At 39.0% G+C, this 13,636-nt stretch carries 17 protein-coding genes and 1 pseudogene; 12 read left to right on the top strand and 6 right to left on the bottom strand.

Annotation, left to right across the window (positions count from 1 at the left end; translation table 11 throughout):
* The first annotated feature begins 373 nt into the window (after positions 1 to 373).
* The 9 genes and pseudogenes from M886_RS08815 to M886_RS08775 form a co-directional block, all read left to right on the top strand.
* Positions 374 to 1,171: a (Fe-S)-binding protein gene (locus M886_RS08815; RefSeq protein WP_048051041.1), complete on the top strand. Its 798-nt coding sequence runs from the start codon at positions 374 to 376 to the stop codon at positions 1,169 to 1,171.
* 309 nt (positions 1,172 to 1,480) lie between these two features.
* The gene (locus tag M886_RS08810) at positions 1,481 to 2,278 is read left to right on the top strand and encodes a (Fe-S)-binding protein (RefSeq protein ID WP_015412421.1); all 798 of its coding nucleotides are present in this window, start codon (positions 1,481 to 1,483) and stop codon (positions 2,276 to 2,278) included.
* Positions 2,279 to 2,311: 33 nt separating this feature from the next.
* Positions 2,312 to 2,695, top strand: a complete 384-nt coding sequence (locus tag M886_RS08805; RefSeq protein WP_015412420.1) for a DsrE/DsrF/TusD sulfur relay family protein — start codon at positions 2,312 to 2,314, stop codon at positions 2,693 to 2,695.
* 19 nt (positions 2,696 to 2,714) lie between these two features.
* Positions 2,715 to 3,062, top strand: coding sequence for a DsrE family protein (locus M886_RS08800; protein WP_235203911.1), 348 nt, complete (start codon positions 2,715 to 2,717; stop codon positions 3,060 to 3,062).
* Between the two features lie 15 nt (positions 3,063 to 3,077).
* Positions 3,078 to 3,374 (top strand): sulfurtransferase complex subunit TusB, encoded by a 297-nt coding sequence (gene tusB / locus M886_RS08795; protein WP_015412418.1) that lies wholly within the window; start codon positions 3,078 to 3,080, stop codon positions 3,372 to 3,374.
* Positions 3,375 to 3,478: 104 nt separating this feature from the next.
* On the top strand, positions 3,479 to 3,712 hold the full coding sequence (locus M886_RS08790; RefSeq protein ID WP_235203910.1) for a hypothetical protein: 234 nt from the start codon (positions 3,479 to 3,481) through the stop codon (positions 3,710 to 3,712).
* A 550-nt stretch (positions 3,713 to 4,262) separates the two neighbouring features.
* The gene (locus tag M886_RS08785; protein WP_235203909.1) at positions 4,263 to 4,994 is read left to right on the top strand and encodes a hypothetical protein; all 732 of its coding nucleotides are present in this window, start codon (positions 4,263 to 4,265) and stop codon (positions 4,992 to 4,994) included.
* Positions 4,995 to 5,136: 142 nt separating this feature from the next.
* Positions 5,137 to 6,537, top strand: a complete 1,401-nt coding sequence (locus tag M886_RS08780; RefSeq protein ID WP_015412415.1) for a right-handed parallel beta-helix repeat-containing protein — start codon at positions 5,137 to 5,139, stop codon at positions 6,535 to 6,537.
* 211 nt (positions 6,538 to 6,748) lie between these two features.
* Positions 6,749 to 7,300: pseudogene (locus M886_RS08775) on the top strand (tetrahydromethanopterin S-methyltransferase subunit A); the annotation flags it as partial.
* A gap of 15 nt (positions 7,301 to 7,315) precedes the next feature.
* On the opposite strand, the gene M886_RS08770 reads toward M886_RS08775, so the two are convergent.
* The 4 genes from M886_RS08770 to M886_RS08755 form a co-directional block, all read right to left on the bottom strand.
* Entirely contained in the window at positions 7,316 to 7,636 is a 321-nt protein-coding gene (locus M886_RS08770; protein ID WP_048051040.1) for a DUF6951 family protein, read from the bottom strand.
* A 32-nt stretch (positions 7,637 to 7,668) separates the two neighbouring features.
* On the bottom strand, positions 7,669 to 7,899 hold the full coding sequence (locus M886_RS08765) for a thioredoxin family protein (protein WP_015412414.1): 231 nt from the start codon (positions 7,897 to 7,899) through the stop codon (positions 7,669 to 7,671).
* 84 nt (positions 7,900 to 7,983) lie between these two features.
* Complete coding sequence (locus M886_RS08760; RefSeq protein WP_015412413.1) at positions 7,984 to 8,955, bottom strand: permease; 972 nt, start codon at positions 8,953 to 8,955, stop codon at positions 7,984 to 7,986.
* Positions 8,956 to 9,463: 508 nt separating this feature from the next.
* The gene (locus M886_RS08755; RefSeq protein ID WP_230626425.1) at positions 9,464 to 9,763 is read right to left on the bottom strand and encodes an ArsR/SmtB family transcription factor; all 300 of its coding nucleotides are present in this window, start codon (positions 9,761 to 9,763) and stop codon (positions 9,464 to 9,466) included.
* 345 nt (positions 9,764 to 10,108) lie between these two features.
* On the opposite strand from M886_RS08755, the gene M886_RS08750 reads away from it, so the two are divergent.
* From M886_RS08750 to M886_RS08740, 3 genes are all read left to right on the top strand, one after another.
* Entirely contained in the window at positions 10,109 to 10,414 is a 306-nt protein-coding gene (locus M886_RS08750) for a hypothetical protein (protein ID WP_048038305.1), read from the top strand.
* Between the two features lie 233 nt (positions 10,415 to 10,647).
* On the top strand, positions 10,648 to 11,061 hold the full coding sequence (locus M886_RS08745) for an ArsR/SmtB family transcription factor (RefSeq protein WP_015412408.1): 414 nt from the start codon (positions 10,648 to 10,650) through the stop codon (positions 11,059 to 11,061).
* A 176-nt stretch (positions 11,062 to 11,237) separates the two neighbouring features.
* Positions 11,238 to 12,137 (top strand): permease, encoded by a 900-nt coding sequence (locus M886_RS08740; protein WP_048051039.1) that lies wholly within the window; start codon positions 11,238 to 11,240, stop codon positions 12,135 to 12,137.
* 53 nt (positions 12,138 to 12,190) lie between these two features.
* Here M886_RS08740 and M886_RS08735 read toward each other — a convergent pair whose 3' ends face one another.
* Both M886_RS08735 and M886_RS08730 read right to left on the bottom strand, forming a co-directional pair.
* Positions 12,191 to 12,637 (bottom strand): arsenate reductase ArsC, encoded by a 447-nt coding sequence (locus M886_RS08735; RefSeq protein WP_084685062.1) that lies wholly within the window; start codon positions 12,635 to 12,637, stop codon positions 12,191 to 12,193.
* A gap of 146 nt (positions 12,638 to 12,783) precedes the next feature.
* A complete protein-coding gene (locus tag M886_RS08730; protein WP_048037801.1) occupies positions 12,784 to 13,599 on the bottom strand; it encodes an IS5 family transposase in 816 nt (271 codons plus the stop codon).
* Positions 13,600 to 13,636 lie beyond the last annotated feature (37 nt).

Raw genomic sequence — 13,636 nt, 5'->3', positions numbered from 1 at the left:
TTTTTTACTTAGTGAGATCAGTTTTTTACTTTAGTTAGATCTCAGCCAGTTACAAATTCATTTTATAAGATAAATTGAAATTACTCAGTTTTATTCACTTGTTCTTTGTCCATTTTTCCGATTTTGTCTATTCGTTCAGATAGAACGAATCTGGCATACTTACAGAAAAAAATACCTGTAGAAATATACTTCAGGATATTCAGATGTTAAATTCTAAAATTCATATCAATCTTTCTTGATATTTGCCTTGTGGGTTTTTATAAACCAGACCCATATTGATTAAGAGAATTGAATTTCCTTTTTGGAAGAAGAATGCCTGATATTATTATGTAAAAACCTCAGTTAAATTTTTGTAACCTTCGCAGGTGGTAAAATGCCCGGAAATCCTAATGAAATAAAACTGGTAAACAATGCTATGTCCAATGTTGCCCGACGGAAGATAATGAACTTTTTATCGGCAGGAGACAAAAGTACTGAGGAAATCGGGGGACAAATGGGAAGGACTATGCTTGATTTCCATCTAAAACTCCTTCAACAGGCAAGCCTGATTGAGATTGAAGAAGGGACTGTGAGACTGAGCGAATATGGCAGGAATTTCCTTAAAGAGAAAGAGGAGAAAGGTGCAGATAAAACTGCAGATATTTCTCAGGCAAAACCAATAGAGATTACTGAGGTCAGACAGCTTTTGCCCTGTATAGCCGATTCCTCAAAGTTCAGGGTAATTGCAAATATAGCCCCTCCTCCAGGCGGAACTCTCAAGGTTCTTGAACCACTTTTTCCCAGAGGCAAATATTCGGACAAAATAGGCGCTCTGATAATTCAAAAAGGAGAAATTATTACAACTGTCTACGGCACTGGGAAGGTGACCATGACAATGATAAAAAGTGAGGCGGAAGCCAGAGAATCTCTCCAGAGCCTCAAAAATACTATCAATGAAGCAATTGCAAAAGGTGTTGCTCCAGCACCAAGAGAAAAAGTAAGGGTTGAACCTATGGAGATATACAAATACCTGCCTCAGACCAACTGTGGCAAGTGTGGTGAACAGAGCTGTTATACCTTTGCAATAAAGCTCATGGTAGGAGAGATCGCTCTGGACAAATGCACACCTCTAAAAGAACCGGGCTATGTAACAAACCTGGAGCATCTGCAAGTCCTGAGTGCATATATCTGATTCGGTTTTATGAAATTCGTCTGATTGGAGCACGTTAAAACACCTTGGTTACAGTGCTCATTGATAGCTCTTTATCATACTCCAGACCGGTTAAATTCTCCTGCAAACTCGCTGAAAATGCTCTTAAACGATGTTATTTGAAGACACTGGCGCCCAGAAGTAAGGAAATATCCAAAAAAGTCATATATTTTTTTATTTTTCATAGAGATTTCTTCATCGGGTTGTGGAAAATGAGTTGTGATCAGAGCCTGTAAGCAACGTGTACGCCTGAAAAAATTACCTGGCGGAAATAGCCTCCTGGTGTTAAAAATGACGGAGAATCCGAACGAGACAAAGCTAGTAAACTTTGCTATGGCCAACGGTACTCGAAGGAAGATAATTAACTTCCTGGCGGACGGCTATAGAAGTACCGGGGAAATAGGAGAGATAGTTGAGAAGGCAACGCTTGACTTTCATCTCAAGATTCTCAAAGATGCGGGAATTATCGAGCTAGAAGAAGAAACTGTAAAGTTAAGTGAGTACGGAAAGAATTTCCTGAAAGGTAAAAAAGAGACAAATCCTGAAGAAATCGCTGATTTCTCCCAGGCAAAACCAATAGAGATTGCAAGTATCAGACAGGTTTTGCCCTGCATAGCTGATGCCTCAAGACTCAGAATAAGTGCAAATATAACCCCACCACCTGGTAGAGTTTTGAAACTCCTTGAACCGCTCTTTCAAAGAAGTAGTTATTCAGATAGAAAAGATAGCTTGATAATTCAAAAAGGAGAAATCATCACAACTATTTACGGTAGTGGGAAAGTCTCCATCAGAATGGTCAAAAACGAAAACGAAGCTAAAGAAGAACTTGAAAGACTGAAGAGTATTATCAATGAGGCTATTGCAAAAGGCGAAGCCCCAGCTCCCAGAGAAAAGGTAAAGGTTAATCTTATGGAGATATATAAACACCTGCCCCAAACCAACTGTGGCAGATGTGGCGAGCAGGGATGTTACAGCTTTGCCATCAAGCTTATGGCCAGACAGGCAGCTCTGGAATTGTGTACACCCCTTAAAGAGCCGGAATACGCAAATAATCAGGAGCATCTTGAGGTTCTGGTTAATTACATCTAAACTATTAATAAAATAATCTTGTTAGGAGGAAATTTGAAGACACTTACTATAGTGCTCACCGATGGCCCTTATATTTCAGAATATGCTGAAATCGCCTCCAAACTCGCTGAAGAAGCACTTAAACAAAATCAGGTGAACATATTCCTTTACCTGGATGCAGTGCATATCCCTAAAAAAAGCCAAAACCCTTCATTTTTTAATAATGTGAGTGAACTTTTCACCGGGCTGGCAGAGAAAGGAGCCATAATTAGAGCCTGTGCAAGGTGTGCTGCTGCACGCGGCTACTTGGCAGAAGAGGACAATACTCTGAAAGGAAGTAACTGCAAAGACTACCTTCCCGGAATAAAGATCTCCAGTCTTTATGAACTCTCAGAAATGCTGAAAAAGAGTGACAGGGTAATCTCACTGTCAAGATAAACCACCAAAAAGAGGTCTAATGATGAAATCGGTTTTCTGTCTGCTGGATACTGCCCCATACGGAAATGAAAAAGCCTTTGGAGCATTGAATGCGGCTGCAGTAAGTCTTACGGAAATGAGCGTTACTTTCGGCCTTTATGGAGATGGAGTTTATCTTGCAGCTGCTGACCAGGATAGCACAGAGCTTGGAGTTCCAAATCTTTCAGACATTCTCTACTCATATGGAGAGTTAAGAGTAATTGTGCATGAACCCTCACTGATTGAAAGGGGACTTTTTGGTGAAACTCTGATAGAGACCATAGAACTTGTAGATGAAGAGGATTTTCTTGAAGAGATGGAAAACTCAGACTTCGTTATCTTATTTTAAGAAAGAGGTAATAGTGTGCAAGAAGAATATGATGTATTCCTGTTGACAAAGCCTCCTTTCAGTCCACGGGCAGAATTGTGCCTTAAACTGGCTGCTCGCTCCGGAAATGCAAGGCTTTACCTTGCAGGCGACGGAGTTTATCATCTTCTTTGCGGCATACGAGAGCTTCCGGGATGTATGGTTTATGCCTGTCAGGAAGACCTCGAAGCAAGGGCTGTAAACGCCAGAGAGAAAGCTATGGTTCCTGAGAACTTTTACGCTGTTTTTATAGAGGATGTAATGGAACACTGTAAACATGCATATACATTTTAAACGAAAGCCAGCAGACATGAAATAAGCGTCACTGGACAGGATGACTTTATATGACCGAAAAGCTCCCACCTGAGATTATTTAGGGATTAGAACAAGCGAGCAGGTTGCATGAGCAAGCAGTCTGCGACCATGAAAGATGCAGAGAGTTTAGTGAAACTTTATCTAACCTTCTGGTCAGGCTCGAAGACATGAAATACTACAGGACAGCGGATAGGTTAATGAGCATTCTCATAAACTGCAGCCCGAAAGAAGCCTCTCACTGCGAAAAAGCTTCGCTTGTTGGAGAAATGATGAAAGAACTGACAAAAGAACTGACAAAAAAGCACAATTCAAGATAAGTTATTATGATCTTTATATACTCAGTGTTATCAAATACTCGACACTCAGAACTTTAATAATGGGTAATTCGTTTTTTAACTCCAAAATCTTGAAAAGAATGCGCTCTTATTAACATTTCAGGTTGACAGCTCTCAGCTACTTAAATAAGTTATTTAATATTCAGTATCTCTATAACATTCCGGACTCGTCATCTGTTTTTTACCCGGTTAAAAATGATTAACAATCATCCCAAAAATATTACAACCGGTTACTTTTATATAGGTTATTTCAAATATATTTGAAACAGCCATGGGATTCATACCTTTAAAGAACAGCATGAGGCACATTAGAGATTATGAAATACTTCTGTGCTTCAGAGACTTTGATGCTGATTTTTAAATTCAGTTGTCTGAAGCCTGAACAAATGAATATTTCAGAAGATTGTTCACGTCAGCGTTAAACTGAGTGTAGTCGATTACAGGCGGTTCAAAATCGTATTATTTATGAGTATTGACGCAACATCAGATATAAAACTTTGATGTATGCAATATGTGAATAAAATAGCAGTTTATGGGGTACAAAAAACGTGTCGGAACCAAAAAACTCCTTGTTCAGGTAATTGGCTTTACACCAACAGACGCTCTGCATGTGCTGGGGGAATACACAGCCTGGAACGAAGAAGCTTCGCGTACAGGAGCAGAAAGGCTTGGAAGACTCATGCGCATGACACCAATAGAATTCTGTACTGCCGTAAAAAAGAAAGTTGCCAGAAATATGGCACTTCATCTTCTCTCGTATATCCTGACAGGTGTCCCATGCGAATCCATTGAGAAGATTTTGGACGGAGACTATCCCGCAAAATTCAAACTGCAACTTCCTGTTGTCCTGCTTGGAGGACCTGTTAGAGCGCATAGAAAGGAACTGGAAGAACTGATAGATGCAGATATCCTGGTTCCAGAACATGCCGAGGTAGGGAATGCAGTTGGAGCACTTGTAGGAAAAGGAATCAAAAGAGCTGAAATTCTCATAAGGCCAGAGAGCCTCATGTCTCCTGACAGGGATTTTCTGGTCTTTGCCCCGGGAAGCAGACTGAAATTTGAGACTTACTCAAAAGCTTTGGAGAAAGCAACCGAGATTGGAAAAAAGCTTGTTGAAGATTATATGAAAGAATGTGGGCTCAGTGGCAACCAGGTTGAAATCTCTAGTGAGAAAAAGACCGTTTCTCCTGACGGCTGGAACCATCCTCCTATGGAAACAAATCTGCTGGTTGTGGGAGTAGGTATGAGAGAATTGCACGTTTGAGCAACTGACTCAGAATCGAATCATGAAAGCTGGCAAGGGTTTTTAAAAAACAATTAATAAGTTTGTCTTATCAGGCTATACCCAGGATCCACGTTTAAGACTTTCTCAATGTGGAGTTTGTATTTTAAAGTAAGGGATAAAAATGGATGAAAAATATTTGAGGTATGTAAGGCAAAACAAAAAAAAGATAGGAGCATCCATTGTAATTCTTGTTTTCCTGATTGCAATGGGAATTTTCATTCTTTATGCCATAAAATCCGAATATTCTCCTATACCTTTAAATAAAAAGGTATATGTTGCAGGCGATAGAAGTGGAGATTTCAACTGTGACGGAGAAGCTGACCAGGTAGAGATAAACCAGGCTCTTAAATTCGTAGCAGAAACACCCGGATATAATACTGTTTATCTTAAAGGTCCCTTTACCTATACTATCAACAGTACCATTTACATGCAAAGCAACATGATTCTTGAGGGAGACCCTGATGCTGTTATCAAACTGGTTGATCATGCAGGGTGGACCAATTCTCCTATGATCCCCCTGATTGGGAAATATGGAGACTCAGAAATAACCAATGTAATTATTCGTGGGTTTGAAATCGATGGCAATCATGATAACAACACTGATCGTTCTAAAGGTAGAGGCTACTATAATATAATTTATTTCACCAGTGCGAAAAACATAAAAGTTTATAATATGTATATGCATGACGGCCACGGTGACGGATTAAGGATTAACCACGGTAAAAATATTCAGTTTTATAATAACAAAATATATAAGCTTGGACATGATGGGCTTTATGCTATTGAGTGCACAAACGTAAAAGCCTGGAATAATACGATAACCTGCAGAACTAACAGTGGCCTCAGAGTCTGGAATTCGAATCATGTGAAGTTCTATGATAACATTATTAATTCCACATTTGACAGGAACGCAGGCGGCCCTGGAATCCTGATTGAAAAAACTACCGGAGTTATGAATGATATAGAAATCTACAATAATTCTATTCACAACACCTTCGGACCCGGATTATGGTTGATAGGATACGACTCTTCTTATCCCAAAAAAGAGGCGCAGAATATCCATATTCATCGAAATACATTTTATAGTACGGGTACTAATCCGAGTATAAACTGGGTCGGTGGCATCGTAACAAGTGGCTTTTACGATACTCTTATAGAGAACAATATATTCGATGGTGTGTACCACGCTGCAGTAATCCATATGTACCCGGATGGTAAAGTCACGGACCTTTCACCTGCAGGTACGGGACACACAACAACCGTCCGCAACAATATTATAGTGAATACCCAGAAACGCACAGAGAATCCAGATGGGACCGGATATGCAGTAATCAATTATCTCCCTGAAACACATAGTTTTGTGCTGGAAAATAACTGCCTTTACAATAATTCTGCAGGTAACTATAAAAACGCGAGTTCAACAACTGACTTCTATGCAGATCCTCTCTTTGTAGACCAGAAGAAACATAATTATCACCTGAAATCAAATTCTCCCTGCATAAAGGCAGGTAACTCTTCTTAAATTTTTAAAAAATTGGAAAAAAATGTCCAAATCAACAAGGAAAAATCAATAGGAATATGGTTAAAAGTGTAGGCTCATACAGAACTCAGCTTCCTAAAGTCAAATCGAAATTAATATCATAATTAACAGCTCATTAAAAATGAAATGCAAGTTATCAAAAAGTGAACTAAAAAACCGTTTAACATGAAGAACTACTCGGAAAAGGAGCTTTTACATGGGATGGCCTGTAATTTCCGGCGATTATATAGTAGGAGATCCAAAATCTCCTGTGGCAGTAGTAACCCTCGCTTCTGACTATCAAAGCCTGAACCTGAAAAACTACGCCATCTGTGGAACCTGTTTTACGGAAAATTTTGGAATTGAGAAGGTAATAGTTAATGTGCTTTCGAATCCCCGCATCAGCTGCCTGGTTGTCTGCGGACAGGAAAGCGACCATTTTGCCGGGCAGTCCCTGCTGGCACTTGCCGAAAATGGGGTTTCTGCTTTCGGAGGGTCAAAAAGGATTATCGGGTCAGAAGGAGTGATCCCTTATCTTGACGACATCCCGGCAACCGCAATATCCCGCTTCCTCAGGGAAATTGAAGTTATTGACCTTGTCGGGACAACCGACCCTGCAGTCATCCAGCAGGCAATCGATTCCTGCAGCGGAAAAGAAAGAGGCGAAGCCCCGGAACTTTCTATGCCCGAAATTAATGAACATAGCTGGAAGAAATACGAACCTGAGGTAAAGAAGAATATAATGTCCAAAATTAAAAAAGGATAAAATTCGCCTCTTTGTTTAAACTTCATTAAACTCTATACTGATACTGCCTGCTTTTTTTACCAGGGATTTTGCAAGGAAACCGCTTTCCATTCTGCATAGATTGAGCACTGCACATGGTACAAGGCAATTAGAGGAGCACTGCGCTTCCTGTGCTCTATCAATGACATAATTGTTTTTGATATCGAGAATTTCCATCATGGGGACTTCAATGTGAGAGAATTTTTTTATCTTCTCACAGGGGGTTTCAATATCAACAATAATTTTGTTTCCTTTTTTGCTTCCATGTATCTTGTGTACAAAACCACAGATCGTAGAATTTACAGTAAATTCAGACAATGTGCCACCTTTGATATCAGTCAATTAAGTTCTTAGATTATCCATTTTCGAACATCTTTTTCATCCGGGACTTTACCTGCAAGTTTTACTTCACCATCAATAACAACTGCAGGAGTGACCATAACGCCGTAGCTCATAATTTTTTCAATATCCTCAACTTTAATTACTTCAGCTTCAATTCCAGTTTGCTTCGATACTTTTTCAATCGTTTCTTTTGTTTTTTTGCATTTGGGGCATCCTGTTCCGAGAATTTCTATTTTCATACGCTTTCCTCTGTTATTTAAGTTCTGTTCCTATTTTGGCTTATTTGACATTTAATTTCAAAAATTTGTAAGACATTGGCAGATTTACAACAACAAATTGAACAAATAACCTGTAAAAATTATCGATAATGCTACAATTGAAACAAATATCGCAATCAATTCTTTTTTCAGTACTTTTCTAAGAATAATCATCTCAGGCAGAGACACTGCTGTAACAGACATAAGAAAAGCAAGGGCAGTCCCTACAGGCAGTCCTTTTCCAATCAAGCTCTCTACAATAGGGATCATAGCCATGATATTCGAATAAAGGGGCACCCCAATAAGGACCGCAACTGGCACTGCAAGCAGATTGTCCTTACCAGCGTATTTTTCGAGTATTCCTTCGGGCGCATATCCATGGAAAATACCTCCGATAGCGACTCCTATTATTACATAGAGCCATACTTTGCCCACAATTTCTTTTACACTTTCAAAGGCATATTCTGCTCTTTCCTTCATTATTAGTTTTTGATCTTCCACACTTTGCTTTCCTACTTTCATCTTATAAACGAAGTCTTCTACATATTTTTCGAGTTTAAGAAGGCCAATTAGATACCCTCCCAACACGCCCAGTATGACTCCTGAAATAATATAAATTACCGTAGCCTTAAGGCCGAGAGTTGCCCATAGAGCGGCTATAGCAGCTTCGTTTACAAGAGGAGAGGTGATCAGAAAAGCGAAAGTAACTCCCAGAGGCACTCCAGCCTCAACAAATCCTATAAATATCGGGACAGACGAACAAGAACAAAAAGGAGTTACTGTTCCGATGAGAGATGCAAGAAAATAATATCTGATTCCTTTCTTACTTCCAAGAACCTGCCTTGTTCTTTCGGGAGTAATGTATGTCCTTATATAGGAAACAACAAAAATCATTACAGCTAAAAGGACGAAAATTTTCATTACATCATAAATAACAAAATTAACACTGGATGCAAGGCGTGTATCAGATGCAATCCCTAAGATCTCATATGTCAGTTTGTCAGCAATCCATTGAAGAGGATAAAATATATCGACCATTTTAGACCCTCCTTTGTATCCATCATTTTATTACTGTTGCTTCAATCTTCAAATATATCAATATATATTGATATATTGTGCACTATATAAATATTTCCATTGGTCTCGGAATATTTTCTTTATTTTGAACACCATTATACATTTACAGCTACCAGCAAGCCTTCCCAGATATTTTCAGAGAAAAAACAGCAAATTCACGGGACAGAAAAAAGATGAAATATAGAAAAAGAGTCCCTAAAACTTGAAATAAATAAATGAGTTTCGATGAAAAAAGAAAACTTCTTCCTTCAGATAAATGCCTGTTAGTTCAAAGAGTGAAGGTCGGTTTTCTAAAGAGAAAGAGTAAGAAGAACTTATTTCATTTAAAAGGAGAATATTGTTATTTATGAGATCCTGAAAAAAACTTTAATCCACTCATAACTTTCAGGGAACACAGCTCATAAGGTTTCTATAATAGTACTAAAAGTTTCTATAATAATACTAAAAGTTTCTATAATAATACTAAACATTACTCTTCAAGGACTTCCAGGATTTTCCTGATTTTTTCGTTTTGTATGGAATATAATCTCTTTTTGCCTTCTTTTCTTACTTTAATTATCCCCCAGTCCTGTAGTTTTGCAAGGTGCATTGAGGTATTGGATTGAGTCTTACCAATAATTTCTGGAATTTCACATGCGCATATTTCACCTTTATTACCGTGTTTATTTTCCCCACATTTGCACTCAGATTCAATTAGAGCCCTGATGATTCTATACCTTGTATCTTCGCTAAGAGCCTTGAAAATTTGTAAGTTTTTTTCATTAATCATATCAAGATACATTGAATATGAAAGATATATACTTTTCTAAAGCCAGGAATTAATACTGAATTGAATTATCCTGATGAATTTCAACGGTCTTAATTGCTTATTAATCCTTATCTCTGCCCTTGCTATTCTTGGTCCCTCACTTAGAAATTACAATATAATTGTCAATCTTGAAAGCGGCTAATATCGTAGTTTCGATCGAACATCATGAAAAACCACATAGGCCTATTTTTTTCTATCTTGAAGTTTGTATTTTTTGAAATCGTTATCATTTTATATCATATCGATAGACATAAATATCAACAATTCATGATATATCTTATAGATCTCTAATGGAGATGTTCTTAGATGGGCAAACTTGGAAAAAATTTGCTTGGAAAATTGGTTGGAAGCGACAAAAGTTGCTGTTGCTGCGGCCCTTCTATCGTAAGTGTAAAAAAAATAAAAGTTGACAACAAAGATATGGAAATTGCCGGATTAGATGAAGAATTCGAAAAATATTTTTCTGCAGGCAAGACACCTGAAAATATAGATATAGAAGAACTTATCCGAACCCTTACAAAAATAAATGAAATACCCGAAGAAGGACTGGATAAGTTAAAAGTCGCAGTACTTGAGGAGTACGAGACATACTGGCAGGGGAAAAGAAAATAATCATATCTACGTGTGTGAATATGTAGTGTTGCCATTTACTAAAAGATTTTGTCGTGAGTCGATGGAAATGAATCCCGTATGCTCAATTTGTGGAAAAGAGGAAGATTCGTTACTCAGAGCCAATCACAGGGACTTAGGAAATATAAAGATGTGTGTGAAGTGCTGGTCAAAAGAACAGTGTAAAAACATGCTACTTCCTATAGGAAGTGGAGGCAGCTGCTGCAGGTAAATTCATGAAAGCTGAAAGAAAATCAGATGTGAACAAAAGAAAGCGTGAAGTGGAAATTGGAAGATTGGAACGTTTTATTTTTGACAGAGATCAGTTAGAGGTAAGAACACAAAAGCTCAGTTCTCTGGTAAATGGGCTGGATGAAGAAGCACTATACTCAGAAGCCAGGATTTTTAAAGCCCTTGCAGATCCCAATCGCCTCAAAATTGTAAAACTATTAAAAGAAGGAGAACTCTGTGCCTGCGAATTAACTATTGCACTTTCCAGTTCCCAATCGACTGTTTCTCACCATCTTTCGGTATTGAAGAGTGCGGGCCTGGTCAAAGAACGGAAAGAAGGAAAATGGTCTTACTTTCGTCTCTCAGAAGGAGCAGTTATTGAAATACTTAACCAGGCAAAATTGCTTCATGAAAGATGAGATTTCAGAAAGTTATATTTTTAAAAGTAGCATTAAGGGCCGGATCTGTATCCCTTAAAAATGGTTAAAGCTTCAGAAAAATCGCATTTATGAGAGGGTGTCTGGTGTTTTCAAGGTTCCAATAGCTGTAGCTTTCGGTAATTTAAAGGAAAAAATAATTTTGAAGGAAGATCAAAATGTTCTGGGATAATTTAACTGTGGCGGCTAAGTTCTTTATTGAGATCTCCGTTGAGCTAACTATTTTATTTATAGGTATAACTTTTCTAGTGGGGCTGATTCAGGAGTATGTGCCGGACGAGACCATAAAAAGAGCCCTTGGTGGGCGGAATAAAGTTATAGGCAGTATCCTTGGGGCAGGATTTGGTGCAATTACCCCTTTCTGCTCCTGTTCAACCATACCGCTTCTCCTGGGAATGCTTAAGGCTGGTGCACCTTTTGCTGCAGCAATGGCATTCCTATTCTCGTCGCCTTTACTAAACCCGGTGATAATATCTCTGTTTGTCATTCTGCTGGGCTGGAAGGTAACTGCTCTTTATTTTGTCGTCGTTTTTATGTCTACAATTGCTATAGGTCTCTTACTTGACTGGTTAGGCTTTTCCAATCAGATTAAGCCAGTTGCTGTTGTAAGAAACCGTTGTGATTGTGAGCAGGACACAAATGCGAAGTCCAGAATACAGCGGTCTGCAGTATTCGCGTTTAGCCTTTTCCGTCAGCTTATGCCTTATCTCCTCTTGGGAGCAGGAGTTGGGGCATTTATTCACGGATTTGTACCAACAGAAGTTATCACCCGCGTTGCCGGACCGAGCAATCCTCTAGCAGTTCCTGTTGCTGCAATTATTGGTGTCCCCATCTATATCCGGGCTGAGACTATGATTCCTATAGGACTGGCACTCATCGAAAAGGGAATGAGTGTGGGAGCTGTTCTGGCACTGATAATAGGCGGTGCAGGAGCCAGCATACCCGAGCTGACACTTCTGTCATCAATATTCAAGAAGAGACTACTTACAGCCTTCATGATAACGGTTTTTTCAATAGCTGTGATTGCAGGATATCTTGCAAATCTGCTGACACTGTGAAAACCTTATAAAAGCTTAGGAACCATACCAAGCATGTAGATCAAAGACCTGGATCATTTCTCAAATATCCGGATGATCCAGTCTTTTATCTCATCTCTGATCTGGCGGAAGATCTTAAGCTTCTCTTCTTCTGATCCCAAAGTTGCAGCGGGATCCTCAAAACTTTTCTGAATCACCTCTCTTGCTCTTGGGTATTCGGCTGGAACCTCCAGGTTTGTACTGCAGATAGGACAGGAAACTTTAGCCTGATCGCAGACTGTAGCTGCCACATCAAAAATGGTGTCCTGAAATTCTTTGGGAGTTTTGGAGTATTGGCTGGAGATATCAATGCCAATTTCCTTCATAACTCGAACAGCATACGGATTAACGGTTGTAGCTATAATACCGGTGCTGTAAGCCTCGTACCGATCCCCATAAATAGCTCTCAAAAGACCTTCAGCCATCCGGGATCTGGCTGAGTTGTGGGCGCGTAAAAAAAGAACTTTCTTTTTTCCTTTGATCCCGTATTTGGTACCATATGACTGTTATTGCATATAATAATTAATTATCATTGTGATGGTTCTTTAATCTGTCAGGTCATGTATTAAAAATGAGGGAGAATAGTAAAGGTTCTTTAAGTATTAAGAGCGTGTCTTAAAATTCATTCTCATTCGCATAAAGGTTTGATCTTTGCCATTCTTCTGACCATTATGTGAATCATAGCAGCATAAATTAATGCTTGACTTGACTCTGTTAATCCCTCGTAATCTTTACTCAACCTTCTATACCTGCCTAACCATGCAAATGTCCGCTCTACTATCCATCTATGTGGAAGTACTTTAAAGCCTTTGACATCATCGCTGCGCTTAACTATTTCGAGTACCCAACCACAAACTACTTTGGTCCAATCAATCAGTTTACCTGAATAACCAGCATCAGCCCAAACTAGCTGCAATCGAGAAAATGTTCCTTTAACTTGTTCTAGAACAAGTTTAGCCCCATCTCGATCCTGGATATCTGCCGTATGAACCACAACCATCAACAGCAGCCCTATTGTATCCACCAGAATGTGGCGTTTTCTCCCTTTGGTTTTCTTGCCAGCATCATAGCCGCGTACTCCCGGAGTTTCTGTGGTTTTTACTGACTGACTATCTAAAATCGCTGCACTAGGTTCTGATTCTCTACCATATGCAGTTCTCAGTTCAGCTCTCAGTATAGCATTTATGCGCTCCCAAACTCCATCAATTCTCCAGAGACGGAAGTAGTAATAGACAGTTTTCCAAGGAGGAAACTCATGCGGTAACATCCTCCAAGCACAACCAGAACGTAACAAATAGAAGATACCATTCAATATTTCTTGATAAGAATGAACGCGTTTACGACCCCGATTAGAATTGGGAATCGGAATATGAGGCTTAATTAATTCCCATTCTTGATCGGATAAATCACTAGGATAAGGAAGACGTATAGATCGTTTTGACATTAACGAACATTCAGAGTATAGGAATTATTTAATTTTA

It is taken from the genome of Methanosarcina soligelidi, from assembly GCF_000744315.1.
Classification (GTDB): Archaea; Halobacteriota; Methanosarcinia; order Methanosarcinales; family Methanosarcinaceae; genus Methanosarcina; species Methanosarcina mazei.
This window is presented reverse-complemented; position numbering and strand designations above follow the sequence as displayed.